This window comes from Klebsiella sp. CN_Kp073, assembly GCF_040065495.2.
GTDB lineage: Bacteria > Pseudomonadota > Gammaproteobacteria > Enterobacterales > Enterobacteriaceae > Klebsiella > Klebsiella aerogenes.
In genome coordinates this window covers 3,243,788-3,264,728 of record NZ_CM198051.1, presented here as the reverse complement: position 1 = coordinate 3,264,728, position 20,941 = coordinate 3,243,788, and the positions used below count along the sequence as shown (strand labels likewise).

Sequence of the window (20,941 nt, the reverse complement as noted above, 5' to 3'; positions counted from 1 at the left end):
CGTATTTATCTGCGTTGCTTAACAGTTTTTTCAGGTGCAACCCGTAAAAACGTGAGGGAGTGCAACCTATAGAAAATTGCTATTTTTCCTGAGACAACTTTCGTGTAAATGCTGTGTTAAATCGTTTGTGAAATACCGACGCATCCGTCAGGATACGCTCGCCCAATACAACCAATACGCCATTACCCCGTTCCGGTAGTGGATAAAACGACAAAGTTGGACGTTGTCGAAATAAATTCTGGAGATTTGCATGGCTATTAGCACACCCATGTTGGTGACGTTTATTGTTTATATTTTTGGCATGGTACTGATAGGTTTTATTGCCTGGCGCTCAACCAAGAACTTTGACGATTATATTCTCGGCGGCCGCAGTCTTGGGCCATTTGTGACCGCGCTCTCTGCCGGTGCATCAGATATGAGCGGCTGGCTGCTGATGGGGTTACCGGGGGCGATTTTTCTCTCCGGGATTTCCGAAAGCTGGATCGCCATCGGCCTGACCCTGGGGGCGTGGATTAACTGGAAACTGGTGGCCGGGCGCCTGCGCGTGCATACCGAAGTCAACAACAACGCCCTGACGCTGCCGGACTATTTTACCGGCCGCTTCGAAGATAAAAGCCGCGTGCTGCGTATTATCTCCGCGCTGGTTATCTTACTGTTCTTCACTATTTATTGTGCTTCCGGGATTGTTGCCGGCGCGCGTCTGTTCGAAAGCACCTTCGGTATGAGCTATGAAACCGCGCTGTGGGCCGGTGCCGCCGCGACAATCATCTATACCTTCGTGGGCGGTTTCCTGGCGGTAAGCTGGACCGATACCGTGCAGGCCAGCCTGATGATCTTCGCGCTGATTTTGACGCCGGTGATGGTGATTATCTCGGTCGGCGGTTTCGGCGATTCGCTGGAAGTGATTAAGCAAAAAAGCATCGAAAATATCGACATGCTCAAGGGACTGAACTTCGTGGCGATTATTTCGCTGATGGGTTGGGGTCTCGGTTATTTCGGCCAGCCGCATATTCTGGCGCGCTTTATGGCGGCGGATTCTCACCACAGCATTGTTCATGCGCGTCGTATTAGTATGACCTGGATGATCCTCTGTCTGGCGGGCGCGGTATCGGTCGGTTTCTTCGGTATCGCCTACTTTAATAACAACCCGAGCCTGGCGGGCGCGGTTAATCAGAACGCCGAACGGGTATTTATCGAACTGGCGCAAATCCTGTTTAACCCGTGGATTGCCGGGATCCTGCTGTCGGCCATTCTGGCGGCGGTCATGTCGACCCTGAGCTGCCAGCTGCTGGTCTGCTCCAGCGCGATTACCGAAGATCTGTATAAAGCCTTCCTGCGTAAAAACGCCGGTCAGAAAGAGTTGGTCTGGATCGGCCGCTTCATGGTGCTGGTGGTAGCGCTGATTGCGATTGCGCTGGCCGCTAACCCGGAAAACCGCGTACTGGGTCTGGTCAGCTACGCATGGGCAGGCTTCGGCGCCGCATTTGGCCCGGTGGTGCTGTTCTCGGTGATGTGGTCGCGTATGACTCGTAACGGCGCGCTTGCCGGGATGATTATTGGCGCGGTTACGGTTATCGTCTGGAAACAGTTCGGCTGGCTGGGACTGTATGAAATCATCCCTGGCTTCCTGTTCGGCAGTATCGGGATTGTGGTCTTCAGCCTGCTTGGCAAAGCGCCATCGGCGGCCATGCAGCAGCGTTTTGCCGAAGCGGACGCGCATTACCATTCTGCGCCGCCGGTACGCGCTACCGCTGAATAAAAGTAGCGAGCACCAGAAACCGCAACGGCTCCCATCAGGGAGCCGTTTTTTTTGCCGCCTGTACGGCCCGGCGGAGAGCTGCTGGCGGTCAGGCGGTTACTTCGCCGCGCCTTCGTTTACCCAGTTCATGAAGATCAGATACCCGATAGAGAGCAGAGTGGCACCAATAAACATCCCGAGAATGCCATCGGTGGCCATGCCGCCCAACGCGCCGAGCAGAACGATCGGCATCGGCGCGTCTACGCCGCGGCCCAGCATAAGCGGTTTGAGGACGTTATCGACCATCCCGGCGACAATCAGCAGGACGGTAAACACGATATTCACCGCGGTGCCGTGGTCGCCGGTCATCCACATAATGGCAATCGCCGGGGCGGTGACCAGTATCACCGGGATTTGCGCGATACCGAGCACCAGCGCCAGCACGAAGAAGATGCCGGCGGCCGGGATCCCCGCCAACGCAATGATAATTCCCGTCAGCAAGGCCTGAATCAGCGCCACGCCGATCACCCCCTGCGCGACGGCGCGAATGGTGCCGGTGCACAGACGGCTCAGGGCAACACCTTTAGTTTCATCGGTGATACGAACGGCGATACGTTTAGCGCTGTTGGCGCCTGCCGCGCCCCAGGTCATGATGGCGCCAGCGACAATAAAGGAGAGGACAAAGCCCAGCAGCCCGCCGCCCATACTTGCCAGCACGCCGAGCACCAGTTTCGCCGCCTCGCCAATTTGCGTGTGATAACTGCTCAGTACCGCCGGCAGGTCCGCCGAGGCCTTCAGCCAGAACGCATACAGCTTACCGCCGACGAGGGGAATAGAGGCGACGTTGGCCGATGGCGGCGGCAGCGTGAGATCGCTGCCGCTGACCTTATCAATCAGGCTACCGGCGCTTTCGCCAAGCGAGGTCACCATGAAAATGGTCGGGATGACGATAATCAGCAGGCCGAATAATACCAATATGGTTGATGCCAGCCCCTGTCGCCCGCCGATACGTCGCGCGATGTGTTGATGTAAAGGGTAGAGGGTGACGGCCAGGATCAGCGCCCATAGCATCATGTTCAGGAACGGCGAGAAGACGGTAAAGCAGAAGGAGGCCAGCGCCAGTATCAAGCCGAACTTAATAAACATATCGAGAAAGCGGGTGACAATTCTTTTCTCAATATTAGCTAACTCATTATTTTCTATCATGAATTATTCCAGTTGTTATTTTACGCGGCCGCCAGGCCAGTTAAAAACGCTCAACTATAGAGAAGTCTTTGAAATAAAAAACGCAGGAAATAATTTAAAAAAGAATTTCGCCCAGGCTGTGTTTATCAGTGTAGAACAAAAGAAAATACGCCGTATCGCCAGAGAGTAATGTTCGCGCCTCTCTTGCTAATTCACTGAAAATACGCTGATATCTGGGTACAAAAAACAATGAGGATAGCAAATGAAATTACCCCAGGCCGCCGCGGCGCTGATCGTTGCCGCACTGTTGACAGGATGCGTGGCGCCATCCGAGAAAAGCGCCGCGCGCGTTGATAATAACGCCTGTCCGGCGGACAACGCGATGGTGCAAACCACCCTTTATTTCGGCCTTAGCCGGCCAGCGGGGAAAGATATTACCGCCCAGGAGTGGCAGCAGTTTGTCGACCGCGATGTGACGCCGCGTTTTCGCGATGGCCTGACGGTTTTTGATGCCCGCGGCCAGTGGTTAGGTAACAATGGCGCAGTGGCCCGCGAGTCCAGCAAGGCGCTGATGCTGATTCACAGCAATGATGCGAAAAGTGAGCAGGGGATTGAAGCGCTGCGTAATACGTATAAGACGCGATTCGCCCAGGAGTCCGTTATGCGCGTTGATCAGCCGGTGTGCGTACATTTCTGACGAACAGGGCGGGGAGAGCCCCCGCCCGACGAGTTACAGCACCAGCCCGGCAAAACTGGCGGACAGCAGGCTAACCAGCGTCGCGCCATAGACCAGACGCAGGCCGAAGCGGGAAACGGTGTTGCCCTGTTGCTCGTTAAGCCCTTTAATCGCCCCGGCAATGATGCCAATGGAGGCGAAGTTGGCGAACGAGACGAGAAACACGGAAAGGATCCCTAGCCCGCGCGGCGTCATGCTGGCGGCAATTTTCTGCAGCTCGATCATCGCCACGAATTCGTTAGCGACCAGCTTGGTGGCCATAATACTCCCGGCATTTAGCGCGTCGCTTAATGGAATACCCACCAGCCACGCCAGCGGATAAAAGACGTAACCGAGGATTTGCTGGAAGCTTAGGCCGAAAACGGTCGCAAATAACGCATTAACGGCGCTAATCAGGGCGATAAAGCCGATTAGCATCGCCAGAATAATCATCGCCACCTTAAAGCCCGCCAGGATATATTCGCCCAGCATTTCAAAGAAACTCTGCGATTCATGCATCTTTTCAAGCTTTATTTCAGCTTCGCTGCCGGGGCGCGTAGGGTTAATAATCGACAGCACAATAAAGGTGCTGAACATATTAAGAATCAACGCCGCCACCACGTATTTCGCATCAAGCATGGTCATATAGGCGCCGACGATCGACAGCGATACCGTTGACATGGCGGTCGCCGCCATCGTGAACAGGCGACGCGGAGAGAGGTCCCCGAGTACGCCTTTGTAAGCAATAAAGTTTTCCGACTGGCCGAGGATCAGCGAGCTGACGGCATTGAATGATTCCAGCTTGCCCATGCCGTTCACCTTCGACAGCAGGGTGCCGATCAGACGAATAAAGATCGGCAGAATACGCCAGTGTTGCAGAATACCTATCAGCGCGGAAATAAAGACGATTGGACACAGTACGCCGAGGAAAATAAAGGCCAGCCCTTTTTCACCCATCCCGCCAAATACGAAGTTGGACCCTTCAGCGGCGAACCCGAGTAACGAAGCAAAAAAGCCTGAAATATTTTTCACTACCCATAACCCGCTTTCGGCGTGAAGGAAAAAGAAAGCCAGGGCGATTTCAATAATAATTAACTGCAGAATGTAGCGAATGCGGATTTTTTGACGGTCATAGCTGGCAAGCCAGGCGAGGGCGAGAATAACCGCCAGCGCCAGCAGGAAGTGCAAAATTTGAGTCATGTTATTTATTTCGCAGATAAATCAGGACCGCCATTTAGCCACAGCGCTACGGTCCGGTAAATATGCGACATAAAAAATCATGCTATTTGCCATTTTAATGCTTAGCTGGTGAAATATTTTTGTAAGTGACTATTTTGTAGCGATTAATTTACAACTTGTCATCATTCCCTGAACATTTTGCTTGTGTTTCTCATTGTTGTAATGATAATCACTATCATAAATATTTACCTATCTTTGCATCCGTTGACGGCGGTTCACATTTAAGGGTTTCGGCATGTTTGTTCCATTTCTCATCATGTTACGCGAAGGGCTGGAAGCCGCGCTGATTGTCAGCCTGATTGCCAGCTATTTAAAACGAACCCAGCGCGGCAGCTGGATCGGCGTCATGTGGATTGGCGTATTCCTCGCGGCGGCGCTCTGTCTCGGGTTGGGGATTTTTATCAACGAGACCACCGGAGAATTTCCGCAGCGCGAGCAGGAACTGTTTGAAGGCATCGTGGCGGTGATAGCGGTATTTATCCTCACCTGGATGGTGTTCTGGATGCGTAAAGTGTCGCGCAACGTCAAACAACAGCTGGAGCAGGCGGTGGATAACGCGCTACAGCGCGGGAATAACCACGGCTGGGCGCTGGTGATGATGGTGTTTTTTGCGGTTGCCCGCGAAGGCCTGGAGTCGGTCTTTTTCCTGCTGGCGGCATTCCAGCAGGATGTGGGCATCTGGCCGCCGCTGGGGGCGATGCTCGGGCTGGCGACGGCGGTAGTATTAGGTTTCCTGCTTTACTGGGGCGGTATCCGCCTTAATCTCGGCGTGTTCTTCAAATGGACCAGTCTGTTTATCCTGCTGGTGGCGGCCGGTCTGGCCGCCGGGGCGATTCGTGCTTTCCATGAGGCGGGATTGTGGAATTACTTCCAGAATGTCGCCTTTGACCTTAGCAACGTGGTATCGACGCATACGCTGTTCGGTACGCTGCTGGAAGGCATCTTTGGTTATCAGGAGACGCCCACCGTCAGTGAAGTGGCGGTTTATCTCTTCTATTTGATCCCGGCGCTGGTGTGCTTTGCCTTGCCGCCGGGCAGCAAAACGACAGCATCGCGAGCCGCGTAATTCAGGCGCCGCTGATTAATATAGTTACAACATACTTTTCGAAAGGGATGGTCATGATAATTCATTTTCGCCGTACTGCGCTGCAGTTAACCGTCGCCGCGCTGTTTAGTTCCGCCTTTTACGCTCAGGCTGCGGATATTCCGCAGGTTAAAGTTACCGTCAACGATAAGCAGTGCGAACCTATGCAGGTAACGGTGAAGGCGGGTAAAACCCAGTTCATCATCCAGAACCACAGCCAGAAAGCGCTGGAGTGGGAGATCCTGAAAGGAGTGATGGTGGTCGAGGAGCGGGAAAACATCGCGCCAGGATTCACGCAAAAATTGACGGCTAACCTGCAGCCGGGCGAATACGATATGACCTGCGGCCTGCTGACTAACCCGAAAGGTAAGCTTATTGTCACCGGTGAAACCAGCAAAGATGCGGCGAAAGCCGATGCGGTGCTGAGTCTTGGCGAGGCGATTACTGCCTATAAAGCCTACGTTACCGCGGAGACCGCGCAGCTGGTTAGCGGTACTAAAGCCTTTACCGATGCGGTAAAAGCCGGTGATATCGTGAAAGCGAAGGCGCTGTATGCCCCGACCCGTCAGCACTACGAGCGCATCGAACCGATTGCCGAACTGTTCTCCGACCTCGACGGCAGCATTGACGCCCGTGAAGATGATTTCGAGAAAAAAGCCGAAGACCCGAAATTTACCGGCTTCCACCGTCTGGAAAAAGCGCTGTTTGGCGATAACAGCGTGAAGGGAATGGAAAACTATGCCGAACAGTTGAACAGCGATGTGCTGGAACTGCAAAAACGCATTAGCGAGCTGGCCTTCCCACCGTCGAAAGTGGTAGGCGGCGCGGCGGGGCTGATTGAAGAAGTGGCGGCCAGCAAAATTAGCGGCGAAGAAGATCGTTACAGCCATACCGACCTGTGGGACTTCCAGGCCAATATCGACGGCGCACAGAAAATCGTCGACCTGCTGCGCCCGCAGCTGCAAAAGGATAATAGCGCGCTGCTGGCCAAAGTTGACGCCAACTTCAAAAAAGTTGATGCCATCCTTGCTAAATACCGCACGAAAGACGGTTTCGAGACCTATGACAAGCTCACCACCGCTGACCGTAATGCGCTGAAAGGGCCGATCACGACGCTGGCAGAAGATCTGGCTCAACTGCGTGGAATTTTGGGCCTGGATTAATTCGATGACACAACAGAAACCACGCGACGTGAATGAACCGTCACGTCGCCGCTTACTGAAGGGGATCGGCGCGCTTGGCGGCGCGCTGGCCATCAGCGGCGGTTGCCCGATGGCGCAGGCGGCGAAAGCGGAAAGCTCCCCCGGCACGCTCGCACCCGATGCGCGTCAGGAAAAACAGCCATTTTATGGCCCGCATCAGGCGGGCATACTGACGCCGCAGCAGGCCTCGATGATGCTGGTGGCGTTTGATGTACTGGCGGCGGATAAAGCCGACCTCGAACGCCTGTTCCGCTTGCTGACCCAGCGGATCGCCTTTTTAACCGCAGGCGGTCCGGCGCCGGATACCCCGAATCCCCGATTGCCGCCGATGGATTCCGGGATTTTAGGGCCGTGGATTGCGCCGGATAACCTGACTATCACCGTCTCCGTCGGCCATTCGCTGTTCGATGAGCGCTTTGGCTTAGCGGATAAAGCGCCAAAAAAACTGCAGGCAATGACGCGTTTCCCGAATGATTCGCTGGATGCCGCACTGTGCCATGGCGATTTACTACTGCAGATTTGCGCCAATACCCAGGATACGGTCATTCACGCGCTACGTGACATTATCAAACACACGCCCGATCTACTGAGCGTGCGCTGGAAGCGGGAAGGGTTTATCTCTGATAGCGCGGCCCGTAGCAAAGGCAAAGAGACGCCAATTAACCTGCTGGGCTTTAAAGACGGTACCGCTAATCCGTCGAGCCAGGATAAAGCGCTAATAGATAACGTGGTGTGGGTGACTGCCGACCAGGGCGAACCGGCCTGGGCGATCGGCGGTAGTTATCAGGCTGCGCGTATCATTCAGTTCCACGTTGAGTTCTGGGATCGTACGCCGCTGAAAGAGCAGCAGACGATTTTTGGCCGCGATAAACATTCTGGCGCGCCGTTGGGGATGAAGCATGAACATGATGTTCCGGACTACAGTCGCGATCCGAACGGTGAAGTGATTGCCCTTGATAGCCATATTCGTCTTGCGAACCCGCGTACGCCGGAAACGCAGTCCAGCCTGATGATGCGCCGCGGTTACAGCTATTCGTTAGGCGTCACCAACTCAGGGCAACTGGATATGGGGTTATTGTTTGTCTGCTATCAGCACGATTTGGAAAAGGGATTCCTGACGGTGCAGAAACGGCTGAACGGCGAGGCCCTGGAGGAGTACGTTAAACCTATTGGCGGCGGATACTTCTTTGTGTTGCCCGGCGTGATGAATGACCAGCATTATCTTGGACAATCGCTGTTACAAGCCTGATAGGCGTCCTGCCGGCGAAGGCAGGGCGTTTTCTGCTGTTTTTCTCGGATTCAATATATTTCCTGCCATGTGTTATATTTCTGTAATACAAATGACGGATAGTTTTCTACAATGATTTTAGAAATCATTGTTGCGTCAATGTAAAAAATAAGTTGCATTAAGAATAATTTTTGATGTACTTATTACATACGCGGTAGTTCCCGGCAGTGATGTCGCTCACTATGGAGATCGCGAATGGTAAGGTCCTGTAGCGGACAACGTAAAACCACATACCGTACTTTCCAGCACGGGGGCCCAGCTTCCGGCAGCGATTTTCACTCTGTAACCCCAATTTCTTCCACTACTAATCAGGCTAACTCTGGCAGGGTACGCGGTGCGCGTAGCCGCGACTCGTTGTCCATTCAACCGGCAAGCAATGGCTTACAAGGAAGCCAAACCTCAATCGTTCGTGCGCATAATCGCGTTGCTCTTGACGCGCGTGATGTAAACCAACAACGCAAGGTGCTATCCATGGGAAGACAAAAAGCAGTGATCAAAGCTCGTCGTGAGGCAAAACGTGTGCTGAGACGGGATTCGCGTAGCCATAAACAACGTGAAGAAGAATCGGTCACATCGCTTGTGCAAATGAGTGGCGTAGAAGCAATCGGCATGGCGCGGGATAGCCGCGATCTTTCACCGATTGAGGCGCGTAATGAAGCTCAGGCGCATTATTTGAATGCCATCGACAATAAACAGCTGATTTTCGCCACCGGCGAAGCCGGGTGCGGGAAGACCTGGATCAGCGCGGCTAAAGCAGCTGAAGCCCTGATCCATAAGGATGTGGACAGAATTATTGTTACCCGTCCCGTTCTGCAGGCCGACGAAGATCTCGGCTTCTTACCGGGAGATATCGCCGAAAAATTCGCTCCCTATTTCCGACCGGTATATGACGTACTGGTGAAGAGGTTGGGCGCTTCCTTTATGCAATATTGCCTGCGCCCGGAAATCGGCAAGGTAGAAATCGCGCCGTTCGCCTATATGCGCGGACGCACCTTTGAAAACGCGGTGGTGATTCTGGACGAGGCCCAGAACGTGACCGCGGCGCAAATGAAGATGTTTTTAACCCGCCTCGGGGAGAACGTCACTGTGATCGTCAACGGCGATATTACCCAGTGTGATTTGCCCTCTGGCGTAAAATCGGGTCTGAGCGATGCGTTGTCGCGTTTTGAAGAAGACGAGATGATTGGCATTGTGCGCTTTACCACCGATGACTGCGTGCGTTCAACGCTTTGCCAGCGAACGTTGAAAGCCTATTACTAAACGCTAGTGAGTGTGCAAAGCCCGGGATATCCCGGGCTTTGTTGTTTTTGCAGCATTTTCCCGGCGGCGCTGCGCCTGGACTGGCTACTGATGGTGCGGCCTGTGGGGTTTCCCGGCGGCACTGTGCCTGGCCGGGCTACTGATGGTGCGGCTGTGGGATTCCCGGCGGCGCTGCGCTTGGACGGGCTACTGTGGTGGGGCCTGTGGGATTTCCCGGCGGCGCTGCGCCTGGACTGGCTACTGATGGTGCGGCCTTCGGGATTCCCGGCGGTGCTGCGCCTGGCCGGGCTACTGGTGGTGCGGGCTGTGGGGTTTCCCGGCGGCGCTGCGCCTGGACGGGCTACTGATGGTGGGGCCTGTGGGATTCCCGGCGGTGCTGCGCCTGGCCGGGCTACTGGTTGGTGGTGCGGCCTGTGGGATGGGTAGCCCGGGCGAGGCATTTATGCCGACCCCGGGAAGGGCGGCGGTGCCACATGCGAAAAAAGAGCCCGTACTTTCGTACGGGCTCTTATCTCGAATATGGCGGTGAGGGGGGGATTGACTCGCTTCGCTCGCCGTTACTCGGCCCATCCATGGGCCTCGCCCCTTCGGGGCCAACGCCGGCGTTGTTCAAAAACGCTCCCGGCGTTTTTGTCGGGGCAGCCCGCTTACTGCGTGCGCGGTCTGTCCAACTGGCTGCGCCAGTTGTCGAACCCCGGTCGGGGGTTCTCGTCCCCCCCCCAACGGAGAATATAAAAGAAAAGAGCCCGTACTTTCGTACGAGCTCTCATCTCGAATATGGCGGTGAGGGGGGGATTGACTCGCTTCGCTCGCCCCTGCGGGGCAGCCCGCTTACTGCGTTCGCGGTCTGTCCAACTGGCAGCGCCAGTTGTCGAACCCCGGTCGGGGGTTCTCACCCCCCCGTACGGAGAACATAAAAGAAAAGAGCCCGTACTTTCGTACGAGCTCTCATCTCGAATATGGCGGTGAGGGGGGGATTGACTCGCTTTGCTCGCCCCTGCGGGGCAGCCCGCTTACTGCGTTCGCGGTCTGTCCAACTGGCTGCGCCAGTTGTCGAACCCCGGTCGGGGGTTCTCATCCCCCCCAACGGAGAATATAAAAGAAAAGAGCCCGTACTTTCGTACGAGCTCTCATCTCGAATATGGCGGTGAGGGGGGGATTGACTCGCTTTGCTCGCCCCTGCGGGGCAGCCCGCTTACTGCGTTCGCGGTCTGTCCAACTGGCTGCGCCAGTTGTCGAACCCCGGTCGGGGGTTCTCATCCCCCCCAACGGAGAATATAAAAGAAAAGAGCCCGTACTTTCGTACGAGCTCTCATCTCGAATATGGCGGTGAGGGGGGGATTGACTCGCTTTGCTCGCCCCTGCGGGGCAGCCCGCTTACTGCGTTCGCGGTCTGTCCAACTGGCTGCGCCAGTTGTCGAACCCCGGTCGGGGGTTCTCATCCCCCCCAACGGAGAATATAAAAGAAAAGAGCCCGTACTTTCGTACGAGCTCTCATCTCGAATATGGCGGTGAGGGGGGGATTCGAACCCCCGATACGTTGCCGTATACACACTTTCCAGGCGTGCTCCTTCAGCCACTCGGACACCTCACCATATTGTCTTGCTGCTCACCTTGGGTGGGCAACGGGGCGCTACTATAGGGAGTTGCGCTAAAACGGTCAAGCATATTTTTTTCTTTCTTTACCGTTCGGTTAAGCAATGAACACTGCCCCGTCGATTCATCGACGGGGCAGCTATTTTAACGCTGGGAATCCAGCTTTTCGTTGTTCTTCACGACATCCTGCGCCTTGCTGTAGCTTTCAATCAGCAACTGGTACGCCGGGAAGACTTTGGTATACACCTCAGCCCACTCGGCGGCATCCGGACGGTTCCAGGTGCGCTGCAGTTCAGAGGCTACCGCGGCGGTATCCATTGGCACTACGCCGGCCTGGACTACTCGCGCCAGGGTGATCTCCTGCGCCATTTTGCTGTAGGTACCGGAGGCGTCGATAACGGCAAACACTTTATAACCGTCGGCGACGGCGGCAATTGCCGGGAAAGCCATGCAGACGCTGGTAATGGTACCGGCGATGATTAAGGTTTTGCGCCCGGTCGCTTTCACCGCGGCGACAAACTCCGGGTTGTCCCAGGCATTGATTTCGCCTTTACGCGCAATATATTTCGCATGCGGCGCGTTCTCATGAATTTCCGGAATCAACGGGCCGTTCGGGCCTTGCGGTACGGAAGCGGTGGTGATCACCGGGATCCCGGCAAGGGATGCCATTTTCGCCAGCGCGGCGGCGCGAGCGCGCAGTTCCGGCATCGGCATATCGCCAACGGTCTGGAACAGGCCGCTTTGGTGGTCAATCAACAGCATCGCGGTATCGTTAACATCAATCACCGGACGAGAACTGTTAAAGTTAGCTGGAGTAGACATATTCTTCACCTCAATTTCGTTAGATTTGGCCAAAACGGCCGCTGTTAAAATCGCGAATTGCCTCGGCAATTTGCGTTTTGGTATTCATCACAAACGGGCCGTAGCCCACGATAGGCTCCTGCAGCGGCTCGCCGGCCATCAGCAGAACCTTCGCGTCGGAGCCCGCTTCCAGATGGAAGGCTTCGCCTTTCTGGCTCAGCACCACCAGCTGTCCTTCCCGGGCGTTTTCCGTACCGTTAACGGTGACTTCTCCTTCTAGTACGACCAACGCGGTGCTCCAGCCTTCCGGCTGACGCAATGTCACATCGTGACTTTGTTTGAGCTGCATATCCCACACGTTTAACGGTGAGAATGTGTGCGCTGGGCCGGCAACATCGCCGTAACGCCCGGCAATCACTCTGACGCTCCCGGCATCGTCTTCCAGCGTCGCTTGCGGAATGACGTCTGCGGTAATGCTCTGATAGCCCGGAGTCGTCATTTTGTCTTTCGCCGGCAGGTTGACCCACAGCTGCATCATTTTCAGTTCACCGCCGGAGCGGGTGAACGCTTCGGAGTGGAACTCTTCATGCAGTATCCCGGCGCCAGCCGTCATCCACTGCACGTCGCCTGGGCCGATAACGCCGCCTCTGCCGGTTGAGTCGCGATGCTCTACTTCACCGGAGTAGACAATGGTGACGGTTTCGAATCCGCGATGCGGATGCTCGCCGACGCCGCGTTTACCGCTTCCCGCCGGAAAAGTATGCGGACCGGCATAGTCGAGCAGTAAAAATGGGCTCAGTTGTTCGCCGTGGGTCTGGTAAGAAAACATTGAGCGAACCGGGAAACCGTCGCCCACCCAGTGCTGCGAAGGGGCGGTGTAAACGCCAGTAATCTGTTTCATGGTTATCTCCTGCATGTCTGTATCTGATGTGAATAAGCTTATATCTGGAGCTAATATTCCGGTAGATAGCGAAAATGACCTATACTGTTCTAAAAATGGAACGATGGAGAGAGGGATGCATGACCTCAACGATCTGGCCTGGTTTGTTCAGGTGGTAGACCATGGCGGTTTTGCCGCTGCCGGTCGGGCGCTCGACCAGCCTAAATCCAAACTCAGCCGCCGCATTGCGCAACTGGAAGAACGCCTGGGCGTGCGCCTGATTCAACGAACCACCCGACAGTTCGCCGTAACGGAAGTCGGCCAAACTTTCTATCAACACTGCAAGGCGATGTTGATAGAAGCCGAAGCGGCGCATCAGGCGGTAGAAACGCTGCAGTCTGAACCGCGCGGCAGCGTTAAGCTCACCTGTCCGGTAACCCTGTTGCATGCCCATGTTGGCCCGATGCTGGCGCGCTTTATGGTGCGATACCCAGGGGTGACGCTACATCTTGAAGCCACTAACCGGCGGGTGGACGTGGTGGGCGAGGGGGTTGATGTGGCCATCCGCGTGCGGCCAAGGCCATTTGAAGATAGCGACTTGGTCATGCGGGTGTTGGCCGATCGCGGCCATCGCCTGGTGGCGAGTCCGGCGCTGATCGCTCGGCTTGGGCGCCCACAGGCGCCGGCGGAATTGAGTACCTGGCCGGGGCTAAGTATTGGCGCCGGAAAACATCAGCATAAATGGCAATTGACCGGCCCGGAGGGGGCGCGAGCCGAGGTTTATTTCACCCCGCGAATGGTGACCAGCGATATGCTGGCGCTGCGCGAGGCGGCTATGGCGGGCGTTGGCGTGGTACAGCTTCCTTTATTAATGGTGCGCGATCAGCTGGCATCAGGGGAGCTTGAAATCGTGCTTGATGAGTGGCAACCGCGACGGGAAGTCATTCACGCGGTGTTTGCCTCGCGGCGCGGTTTATTACCTTCTGTCAGAGCGCTGGTGGATTATCTCAGCGAAGAGTATCAGCGGATGGAAGAGGATTAGCTTAGACTCTTTTTCCCCGGCGGCGCTGCGCCTGGTCTTGCTACTGGTGGCGGGACCTGCGTGATTCCCGGCGGCGCTGCGCCTGGACGGGCTACTGGTGGTGCGGCCTGCGGGATTCCCGGCGACGCTGCGCCTGGACGGGCTACTGGTGGTGCGGCTGTGGGATTCCCGGCGGCGCTGCGCTTGGCCGGGCTACTGGCTGGTGGTGCGGCCTTTGGGATGGGTAGCCCGGGCGAGGCATTTATGCCGACCCCGGGAAGGGCGGCGGTGCCACATGCGAAAAAAAGCCCATACTTTCGTACGAGCTCTCATCTCGAATATGGCGGTGAGGGGGGGGATTGACTCGCTTCGCTCGCCCCTGCGGGGCAGCCCGCTTACTGCGTTCGCGGTCTGTCCAACTGGCAGCGCCAGTTGTCGAACCCCGGTCGGGGGTTCTCACCCCCCCGTACGGAGAACATAAAAGAAAAGAGCCCGTACTTTCGTACGAGCTCTCATCTCGAATATGGCGGTGAGGGGGGGATTCGAACCCCCGATACGTTGCCGTATACACACTTTCCAGGCGTGCTCCTTCAGCCACTCGGACACCTCACCATATTGTCTTTCCCGTTGTTGCTGGGAACGGGCGCTAATGTAGGGAAATACGTATCTCGCGTCAATCAACTTTTTTAAAAAAAGATGCGTTTAGCCAAACTTCAAACAACTTGCTTCTTAAACGCGCGGGAATCGTTTTTTTTGTCACCATTCTCTTTATTCCTCGATAGCGATACGAAATTTGTTATGCTGGCAAACCAATACAAAACAAAGAGTAAAACACGACGCAAACCTCAACCTACTCACGCGTCAGTAATCAGGAGTCATTATGGAGATTATTTTTTACCACCCGACGTTCGATACCCCGTACTGGATAGCAGAGTTGGAAAAACATCTGCCGGGAGCGCGCGTTCGTGAGTGGAAACCTGACGACAATCAACCAGCCGACTATGCGCTGGTCTGGCATCCACCGGTAGAAATGCTTCAGGGACGCGAGCTGAAAGCGGTTTTTGCTCTCGGCGCTGGCGTGGATTCCATTCTTAGCAAGCTGCGGGAGCATCCGGAAATGCTGCCGCTTTCTGTCCCGCTGTTCCGCCTCGAAGATACCGGCATGGGCCTGCAGATGCAGGAATATGCGGTAAGCCAGGTACTGCACTGGTTCCGTCGCTTTGATGATTATCATGCGCTGAAGCAGGAATCCCGCTGGCAACCCTTGCCGGAATACCGCCGCGAGGATTTCACTATTGGCATCATGGGGGCAGGGGTGTTGGGCGGCAAAGTTGCGGAAAGCCTGTTGCGCTGGGGATTCCCGCTGCGCTGCTGGAGCCGTAGCCATAAATCCTGGCCGCAGGTCGAGAGTTTTGCCGGTCAGGAAGAGTTGGGCGCGTTTCTCCGAGAAACCCGCGTGCTGATCAACCTGTTGCCAAATACGGCCGAAACTGTCGGTATCATCAATAAAACGCTACTGTCCCAGTTGCCGGATAACAGCTATGTTCTGAACCTTGCCCGCGGCGTGCATATCGTCGAGCCGGATTTACTGGCGGCGCTTGATAGCGGCAAACTGAAAGGGGCGATGCTGGATGTCTTTAGCCGCGAACCGCTGCCGAAAGAGAGCCCGCTGTGGGCGCATCCGCGCGTGGCCATGACGCCGCATATTGCCGCCGTTACCCGTCCGCAGGAAGCAATTGCCTATATTGCCAGCACCATTAGCCGCCTGGAGCGTGGTGAAACGGTCAGCGGGCAGGTCGACCGCCAGCGCGGCTACTAATCGATAACCCCGCTACGGCGGGGTTTTTACTGATCATGACTCCTGATTCCTGCTATTCTTGCCACAAACAGAGGAGGAGATTGTGATGTATCCTGTTGACCTGCACATGCATACCGTCGCCAGCACCCACGCCTACAGTACCTTGCATGACTATATTGCCGAGGCCAAACGTAAAGGCATCAAACTTTTTGCCATCACCGATCACGGCCCGGATATGGCCGATGCCCCGCACTACTGGCATTTCGTCAACATGCGTATTTGGCCGCGTCTGGTTGATGGCGTCGGCATCCTGCGCGGCATTGAAGCGAATATCAAAAATACCCAGGGTGAAATTGACTGTACCGGACCAATGCTGACCTCGCTGGATCTGATCATTGCCGGTTTTCATGAGCCGGTATTCCCGCCTCAGGATAAAGCCACTCATACTGAAGCGATGATTGCCGCGATTGCCAGTGGCGCAGTCCACATGATTAGCCATCCTGGTAATCCGAAGTTCCCAATCGATATTCCGGCGGTGGCCGAAGCGGCGGCAAAGCATCATGTGGCGCTGGAAATTAATAATTCCTCTTTCCTTTCGTCGCGTATTGGTAGTGAGGATAATTGCCGGGCGATCGCCGCCGCCGTGCGTGATGCGGGTGGTTGGGTGGCGCTGGGTTCGGACTCCCATACCGCCTTTACCCTTGGCGAATTTACCGAATGCCGCAAAATCCTCGACGCGGTGAATTTCCCGGAAGAGCGGATCCTTAACGTCAGCCCGCGTCGACTACTGAATTTCCTCGAATCGCGTGGGATGACGGCGATTGCGGAATTTGCAGACCTTTAATTTGAACCACTGGAACATATTGTATGAATGAATTTTCAATCCTCTGTCGCGTGCTGGGCTCGCTGTATTATCGTCAACCGCAGGACCCGCTGTTGGTGCCGCTGTTCACGCTGATTCGCGATGGCAAGCTGGCCGCCAGTTGGCCGCTGGAACAGGATGAATTACTGGAGCGTCTGCAGAAGAGTTGTGATACCCAGCCGTTAACCGCTGATTATAACGCCCTGTTCGTTGGGGAAGAATGTGCGGTCTCGCCTTATCGCAGCGCGTGGGTTGAAGGGGCAACTGAAGCGGAAGTTCGTGGTTTTCTGACGCAACACGGCATTCCTACTGGCGAAGGCCCAACCGATCATATTGGATCCTTACTGCTGGCCGCATCATGGCTTGAAGATCACGCCACGGAAGATGAAAGCGAAACGCTGGAAACGTTATTTGCCGATTATCTATTACCGTGGTGCGGTACCTTCCTTGGAAAAGTGGAGGCGCATGCGCAAACCGCATTCTGGCGCACCATGGCGCTATTAACGCGTGAAGCGATTTCCGCCATGTGGGATGAACTGCAGGAAGAAAACGACGAATAAATGTGACTAAAGTCACTTTTATTGTGAAACAGCAAACTCACGCTTTCATATTGTGTGTTCTGGATCGCATTTGGTTACCGCGTATCTGCTATGATACGCGGCATGAACATACTCTTCGCAATCGCACTCACGACGGGCATTCTCTCCGGTATCTGGGGATGGGTGGCGGTCTCACTTGGCCTGCTGAGCTGGGCCGGATTCCTCGGCTGTACGGCCTATTTCGCGTGCCCACAAGGCGGCCTGAAAGGGCTGTTGATTTCTGCCTGCACGGTCATGAGCGGCGTGATATGGGCGCTGGTGATTATTTACGGTAGCGCGCTGGCGCCGCAGTTAGAAATCCTCAGCTACGTGATGACCGGAATAGTCGCCTTCCTGATGTGTATTCAGGCGCGCCAGCTGCTACTTTCTTTTGTTCCCGGAACCTTTATCGGCGCATGCGCGACGTTTGCCGCGAGCGGCGACTGGCGCATTGTCGTGCCGTCTCTGGCGCTGGGATTGGTCTTCGGCTATGCCATGAAAAACAGCGGACTGTGGCTGGCGGCACGAGCGGCAAAGAGCAAGTCTCTGGCTAACGATAACGTCTGATTTTCTTCACATTTCCTCGATGACAGGAGCAAGGCTCCTGTCACGCACTACATGAAAGCTTTTTTGCATCAACCCCTCTTCGATTGTTTTTTCCTCTTAATGCAGACATTTTGAGCAAACAAACCATAATAATTTGATACCGTTTGCAAAAACGGAGAGAAAAAAGTATCAACAGGTACTTCATATATATACTGATTTTGTATGTAGTTGCTTGTATTCAACTGCGCTCATGGATGATTTGTAAGGTTTTTTTGACCGTTACGCAGAGGGGTTTTGCCGTGAAAAAAATGACTGGCGTACTACTTGCTACAGTTTGTTTCCTTCCCGCTTTATTGACGTTTTCAACTACCTCTAACGCCGCAAGCGGCGTGATTCGTTTCCACGGCGGCGTTGTCGAGCCGCCTTGTAAAATTCGTTCTTCAGAAGATCAGGTCTCGATGGCCTGCGCTAAGCAGAAGTCAGTCACTTTTTCTGCTCAGCAGGTAGCCCGAGGGGATCTGCAACATGCCAATATCAAATCTACGCAATTAACCTACATTAATCCTCAGCACACTAACGCTATCCTCGAAGTGAATTATCGTTAACAGTACAGCCCCTGCCGGACCTGCAGGGGTTTTCCCGTCTCTCACCTGATATTCCCCCGCAGATTTTTTGTAGCAAAATCAAGATGAATCGGTTTTGTTATCAAAAAGAAAACAAAAAGTAATATATTTGTGTTTTGTAACGCAATCATTGCCTTGCCGTAGTCGGGCGGCGCAGTGCGCTCAGGGATGGCCTGTTGCTTCTTTGCTATTCATACAGAGGAGTCTGCCGTGATAAAAAAAATCCACGCCTTAGCTGTGCCATGTCTGATGTTGTCATGCTTATTTGGCTCAGTGAATGCCGCGCCGACCGGCAGCGTTGTCGCCATTTACGGGCAGGTCGTTGACCCTTCCTGCGAGGCCAATAGTATGAATGGTAAGATTGAAATGGCCTGCCCGCGGCTGGGTAGCCAGGCGATTTCGCCGCAGGTGCTGACGACGGGGAATTACAGTAATGACGCCGTCGGTTCGACACAATTAAAGTATATTGATCCGCAACATACCCGCGCTATCCTCGAAGTGAATTATCGCTAATTACTGACCCTCAGGCTTTCGCCTTGGGGTCTATCATGCCATAGTAGACATCACTCTGAGTATGAAGACGTTTGCCGACAGGAGGGGGAAATGGTGGTTCAACCTGAAGTGGTTCTCGGCGATATTACGACGTTGCAGGTAGATGTTATTGTCAATGCGGCAAACCCATCATTACTGGGCGGCGGCGGCGTTGATGGCGCCATTCATCGCGCAGCCGGCCCGGAACTACTGGCGGCGTGCAAAATAGTTCGTCAGCAGCAGGGCGAATGTCCTCCGGGGCATGCGGTTATCACCAGCGCCGGTAATCTACCGGCCAGCGCGGTGATTCATGCGGTCGGCCCCGTCTGGCACGGCGGCGGCGAGCAAGAAGCCGAATTACTGGCGGATGCCTATCGCAATAGTCTGTTGCTGGCGGCAGCCAATAATTATCGTTCTATTGCTTTTCCGGCTATCAGCACCGGCGTATATGGCTATCCGAAACAGGCGGCGGCGGAAATTGCGGTGAAAACGGTGAATGCTTTCCTCACCCGATATAATCCGCTGGAACGGGTGTGCTTCGTCTGCTTTGATAACGAAACGGCGGAGATCTATCAGCGATTATTGCGGGCGGAATGAATCGTTACACCGGCAGCACGCGGGCGCGCTGCCGGTTGAGGCGTTTAGTTAACCGACACCGGCGTTTTAGCCGGCTTTTGCTGCGGTTTACCCGAGAACAGGAAGCGGAGCAGCGGAATACGTAGATGGATTTCGTACAATATCAGCGCAATCCCCACCACAAATACCAGCCCGGTGATAAAACCTAACAGGTTCGATTTTATTATCGGCGTAATCCATGCCCCATACAGCAGAGTCAGCGGATGGTGCACCAGGTAGATAAACAGCGAGGCGTTGACGAAGTAAGTCACCCGTGCGGACTGGAAGTTGAGCAGGCGGTGGCCCAGTGAGAACACCACGTTTACCATCCACAGCCCCAGTACCATCGTAATCACCGATTCGGTTTCATACATCCAGCCATCGCCAGAACCATACTGCTGGTTAAGACGATAGGCGATAAAGCCCAGCAGTGCGCCAACAAAACACCACGGTGATGAGGTGGTGAACATCGCTTTCAGCCGCGGATTGATGAACGTCTGCGCGCCGAGAATAAAGAACGGCAGATAGAACAGGGTCTGCATAACGATGAAGTTAAACAATCCGTTACTGAGAATCGGCGGGTAAATAATAAAAATGGTGCGACGGATCACCGCGTACAATACGCCAAGTCCCAGAAAAATCAGCGATAATTGACTGAATGTGACGGTGTCACCAAAGCTGTTGTCCTGCTTTTTCCGCCGATTGGCCAGCCACTTAAACAGCACTACCCCGGCGGTGGTCAGCACCACGAGCACCAGCAAAAACCACAGATGGGAGATAAGCTCCCAGGCCAGGGTGTTGAATTTGTCATAGCCGGAGAGCGTATGCCAGTCCTGGGCTTTACCATTGACGTATTGCAGCATCAGAAACTGCGGCAGCGTAAGCAGTGGGATTGCGGTGAGCATCGGGATGCCAACTCGCTCTATGCGTACTTTCCACCATTTCTTCAGCGGATAGCGGAGAAACAGCATGTATGAGAAATAGCCGGAAATAACAAAGAAGACCTGCATACGGAAGGCATGGATAAAATCGTTGAATAGCGTTAGCCCCCAGGAGGGCTCCAGGCTATTCACATGCCAGCTGTGGCTGGAGTAGATAAGTGAGATGTGAAACGGGATCCCCAACAGCATCAGCCAGGCGCGGATACTGTCGAAGAAATATTCACGTTCTACTGGTGTTTTATTCATAAATTCACAACAATCTCAGACAATTCGTCTTATCACTCAGGGCGATAACGGGTACATTGCCAGCAACCCTACATGAACTCAGGGTATCTGTCTCCAGGATAAGTACGCAAAGTGCAATATTGGACAGAGAACTGTTTATTCCCTGGTCCGCTAAGCTGAACAATGCAGGGATTATGTTGTCGGATTGCCTGA

20 protein-coding genes, 2 tRNA genes and 3 other RNA genes are annotated in these 20,941 nt (G+C 54.7%); 15 read left to right on the top strand and 10 right to left on the bottom strand.

Translation table 11 applies throughout. The features are described from left to right. The first annotated feature begins 250 nt into the window (after positions 1-250). A complete protein-coding gene (putP, locus tag ABLV66_RS15900) occupies positions 251-1,759 on the top strand; it encodes a sodium/proline symporter PutP (protein ID WP_045365591.1) in 1,509 nt (502 codons plus the stop codon). 96 nt (positions 1,760-1,855) lie between these two features. Here putP and ABLV66_RS15895 read toward each other — a convergent pair whose 3' ends face one another. Continuing rightward, on the bottom strand, positions 1,856-2,944 hold the full coding sequence (locus ABLV66_RS15895; RefSeq protein WP_072251571.1) for an AI-2E family transporter: 1,089 nt from the start codon (positions 2,942-2,944) through the stop codon (positions 1,856-1,858). A 241-nt stretch (positions 2,945-3,185) separates the two neighbouring features. Between ABLV66_RS15895 and ABLV66_RS15890 the strand changes: the two genes are divergently transcribed. Continuing rightward, positions 3,186-3,620, top strand: coding sequence for a DUF3574 domain-containing protein (locus ABLV66_RS15890; protein ID WP_063447263.1), 435 nt, complete (start codon positions 3,186-3,188; stop codon positions 3,618-3,620). Positions 3,621-3,653: 33 nt separating this feature from the next. Here ABLV66_RS15890 and ABLV66_RS15885 read toward each other — a convergent pair whose 3' ends face one another. Then, on the bottom strand, positions 3,654-4,838 hold the full coding sequence (locus ABLV66_RS15885; RefSeq protein WP_213797467.1) for a NupC/NupG family nucleoside CNT transporter: 1,185 nt from the start codon (positions 4,836-4,838) through the stop codon (positions 3,654-3,656). A gap of 274 nt (positions 4,839-5,112) precedes the next feature. Between ABLV66_RS15885 and efeU the strand changes: the two genes are divergently transcribed. The 5 genes from efeU to ABLV66_RS15860 all read left to right on the top strand — a co-directional run bounded on the left by efeU (position 5,113) and on the right by ABLV66_RS15860 (position 10,137). Continuing rightward, positions 5,113-5,943 carry an iron uptake transporter permease EfeU gene (gene efeU / locus ABLV66_RS15880; protein ID WP_213797466.1) on the top strand — a complete coding sequence of 277 codons (831 nt, stop codon included), beginning with the start codon at positions 5,113-5,115 and terminating at the stop codon, positions 5,941-5,943. Between the two features lie 53 nt (positions 5,944-5,996). Beyond that, complete coding sequence (gene efeO, locus ABLV66_RS15875; RefSeq protein ID WP_348876173.1) at positions 5,997-7,124, top strand: iron uptake system protein EfeO; 1,128 nt, start codon at positions 5,997-5,999, stop codon at positions 7,122-7,124. 4 nt (positions 7,125-7,128) lie between these two features. After that, positions 7,129-8,412 (top strand): iron uptake transporter deferrochelatase/peroxidase subunit, encoded by a 1,284-nt coding sequence (gene efeB, locus ABLV66_RS15870; protein WP_289576765.1) that lies wholly within the window; start codon positions 7,129-7,131, stop codon positions 8,410-8,412. A gap of 510 nt (positions 8,413-8,922) precedes the next feature. After that, positions 8,923-9,711 carry a phosphate starvation-inducible protein PhoH gene (phoH, locus tag ABLV66_RS15865; protein ID WP_045396936.1) on the top strand — a complete coding sequence of 263 codons (789 nt, stop codon included), beginning with the start codon at positions 8,923-8,925 and terminating at the stop codon, positions 9,709-9,711. A 12-nt stretch (positions 9,712-9,723) separates the two neighbouring features. Beyond that, positions 9,724-10,137 (top strand): hypothetical protein, encoded by a 414-nt coding sequence (locus tag ABLV66_RS15860; RefSeq protein WP_512173803.1) that lies wholly within the window; start codon positions 9,724-9,726, stop codon positions 10,135-10,137. Between the two features lie 534 nt (positions 10,138-10,671). Here ABLV66_RS15860 and ABLV66_RS15855 read toward each other — a convergent pair. The 6 genes from ABLV66_RS15855 to ABLV66_RS15830 all read right to left on the bottom strand — a co-directional run bounded on the left by ABLV66_RS15855 (position 10,672) and on the right by ABLV66_RS15830 (position 13,009). Then, positions 10,672-10,810: non-coding RNA, RtT sRNA (locus ABLV66_RS15855), on the bottom strand. 43 nt (positions 10,811-10,853) lie between these two features. Further along, positions 10,854-10,992: non-coding RNA, RtT sRNA (locus tag ABLV66_RS15850), on the bottom strand. Positions 10,993-11,035: 43 nt separating this feature from the next. Beyond that, positions 11,036-11,174, bottom strand: a non-coding RNA gene (locus ABLV66_RS15845) — RtT sRNA. A 43-nt stretch (positions 11,175-11,217) separates the two neighbouring features. After that, a tRNA-Ser gene (locus tag ABLV66_RS15840) sits at positions 11,218-11,305 on the bottom strand. A gap of 146 nt (positions 11,306-11,451) precedes the next feature. Further along, a complete protein-coding gene (locus ABLV66_RS15835; protein WP_348877156.1) occupies positions 11,452-12,129 on the bottom strand; it encodes an isochorismatase family protein in 678 nt (225 codons plus the stop codon). A 19-nt stretch (positions 12,130-12,148) separates the two neighbouring features. Beyond that, positions 12,149-13,009, bottom strand: coding sequence for a pirin family protein (locus ABLV66_RS15830; RefSeq protein WP_348877155.1), 861 nt, complete (start codon positions 13,007-13,009; stop codon positions 12,149-12,151). Between the two features lie 115 nt (positions 13,010-13,124). On the opposite strand from ABLV66_RS15830, the gene ABLV66_RS15825 reads away from it, so the two are divergent. After that, a complete protein-coding gene (locus ABLV66_RS15825) occupies positions 13,125-14,030 on the top strand; it encodes a LysR family transcriptional regulator (RefSeq protein ID WP_047046926.1) in 906 nt (301 codons plus the stop codon). 503 nt (positions 14,031-14,533) lie between these two features. On the opposite strand, the gene ABLV66_RS15820 is transcribed toward ABLV66_RS15825, so the two are convergent. Beyond that, positions 14,534-14,621, bottom strand: a tRNA-Ser gene (locus ABLV66_RS15820). A 268-nt stretch (positions 14,622-14,889) separates the two neighbouring features. Here ABLV66_RS15820 and ghrA point away from each other — a divergent pair. The 7 genes from ghrA to ymdB all read left to right on the top strand — a co-directional run bounded on the left by ghrA (position 14,890) and on the right by ymdB (position 19,544). Beyond that, a complete protein-coding gene (gene ghrA, locus ABLV66_RS15815) occupies positions 14,890-15,828 on the top strand; it encodes a glyoxylate/hydroxypyruvate reductase GhrA (RefSeq protein ID WP_213797663.1) in 939 nt (312 codons plus the stop codon). Between the two features lie 85 nt (positions 15,829-15,913). Next, the gene (locus ABLV66_RS15810; RefSeq protein WP_047046923.1) at positions 15,914-16,651 is read left to right on the top strand and encodes a phosphatase; all 738 of its coding nucleotides are present in this window, start codon (positions 15,914-15,916) and stop codon (positions 16,649-16,651) included. Between the two features lie 23 nt (positions 16,652-16,674). After that, entirely contained in the window at positions 16,675-17,229 is a 555-nt protein-coding gene (locus ABLV66_RS15805) for a TorD/DmsD family molecular chaperone (RefSeq protein ID WP_045393616.1), read from the top strand. Between the two features lie 102 nt (positions 17,230-17,331). Beyond that, on the top strand, positions 17,332-17,814 hold the full coding sequence (locus ABLV66_RS15800; protein ID WP_045386447.1) for a DUF1097 domain-containing protein: 483 nt from the start codon (positions 17,332-17,334) through the stop codon (positions 17,812-17,814). 287 nt (positions 17,815-18,101) lie between these two features. Then, positions 18,102-18,398 (top strand): YmdA family protein, encoded by a 297-nt coding sequence (locus tag ABLV66_RS15795; RefSeq protein ID WP_226473727.1) that lies wholly within the window; start codon positions 18,102-18,104, stop codon positions 18,396-18,398. 228 nt (positions 18,399-18,626) lie between these two features. Then, a complete protein-coding gene (locus ABLV66_RS15790; RefSeq protein ID WP_052766969.1) occupies positions 18,627-18,929 on the top strand; it encodes a YmdA family protein in 303 nt (100 codons plus the stop codon). 90 nt (positions 18,930-19,019) lie between these two features. Further along, a complete protein-coding gene (ymdB, locus tag ABLV66_RS15785; protein ID WP_045393619.1) occupies positions 19,020-19,544 on the top strand; it encodes an O-acetyl-ADP-ribose deacetylase in 525 nt (174 codons plus the stop codon). A 44-nt stretch (positions 19,545-19,588) separates the two neighbouring features. Here the strand turns inward: ymdB and mdoC are convergent, their stop codons facing one another. Next, positions 19,589-20,749 carry a glucans biosynthesis protein MdoC gene (gene mdoC / locus ABLV66_RS15780; protein WP_348877154.1) on the bottom strand — a complete coding sequence of 387 codons (1,161 nt, stop codon included), beginning with the start codon at positions 20,747-20,749 and terminating at the stop codon, positions 19,589-19,591. Between the last annotated feature and the right edge of the window lie 192 nt (positions 20,750-20,941).

Coding starts and splice junctions, on each gene's coding strand:
- putP (WP_045365591.1), top strand. CDS start 251: ATGGCTATTAGCACACCCATGTTGGTGACGTTTATTGTTTATATTTTT.
- ABLV66_RS15895 (WP_072251571.1), bottom strand. CDS start 2,944: ATGATAGAAAATAATGAGTTAGCTAATATTGAGAAAAGAATTGTCACC.
- ABLV66_RS15890 (WP_063447263.1), top strand. CDS start 3,186: ATGAAATTACCCCAGGCCGCCGCGGCGCTGATCGTTGCCGCACTGTTG.
- ABLV66_RS15885 (WP_213797467.1), bottom strand. CDS start 4,838: ATGACTCAAATTTTGCACTTCCTGCTGGCGCTGGCGGTTATTCTCGCC.
- efeU (WP_213797466.1), top strand. CDS start 5,113: ATGTTTGTTCCATTTCTCATCATGTTACGCGAAGGGCTGGAAGCCGCG.
- efeO (WP_348876173.1), top strand. CDS start 5,997: ATGATAATTCATTTTCGCCGTACTGCGCTGCAGTTAACCGTCGCCGCG.
- efeB (WP_289576765.1), top strand. CDS start 7,129: ATGACACAACAGAAACCACGCGACGTGAATGAACCGTCACGTCGCCGC.
- phoH (WP_045396936.1), top strand. CDS start 8,923: ATGGGAAGACAAAAAGCAGTGATCAAAGCTCGTCGTGAGGCAAAACGT.
- ABLV66_RS15835 (WP_348877156.1), bottom strand. CDS start 12,129: ATGTCTACTCCAGCTAACTTTAACAGTTCTCGTCCGGTGATTGATGTT.
- ABLV66_RS15830 (WP_348877155.1), bottom strand. CDS start 13,009: ATGAAACAGATTACTGGCGTTTACACCGCCCCTTCGCAGCACTGGGTG.
- ABLV66_RS15825 (WP_047046926.1), top strand. CDS start 13,125: ATGCATGACCTCAACGATCTGGCCTGGTTTGTTCAGGTGGTAGACCAT.
- ghrA (WP_213797663.1), top strand. CDS start 14,890: ATGGAGATTATTTTTTACCACCCGACGTTCGATACCCCGTACTGGATA.
- ABLV66_RS15810 (WP_047046923.1), top strand. CDS start 15,914: ATGTATCCTGTTGACCTGCACATGCATACCGTCGCCAGCACCCACGCC.
- ABLV66_RS15805 (WP_045393616.1), top strand. CDS start 16,675: ATGAATGAATTTTCAATCCTCTGTCGCGTGCTGGGCTCGCTGTATTAT.
- ABLV66_RS15800 (WP_045386447.1), top strand. CDS start 17,332: ATGAACATACTCTTCGCAATCGCACTCACGACGGGCATTCTCTCCGGT.
- ABLV66_RS15795 (WP_226473727.1), top strand. CDS start 18,102: ATGACTGGCGTACTACTTGCTACAGTTTGTTTCCTTCCCGCTTTATTG.
- ymdB (WP_045393619.1), top strand. CDS start 19,020: ATGGTGGTTCAACCTGAAGTGGTTCTCGGCGATATTACGACGTTGCAG.
- mdoC (WP_348877154.1), bottom strand. CDS start 20,749: ATGAATAAAACACCAGTAGAACGTGAATATTTCTTCGACAGTATCCGC.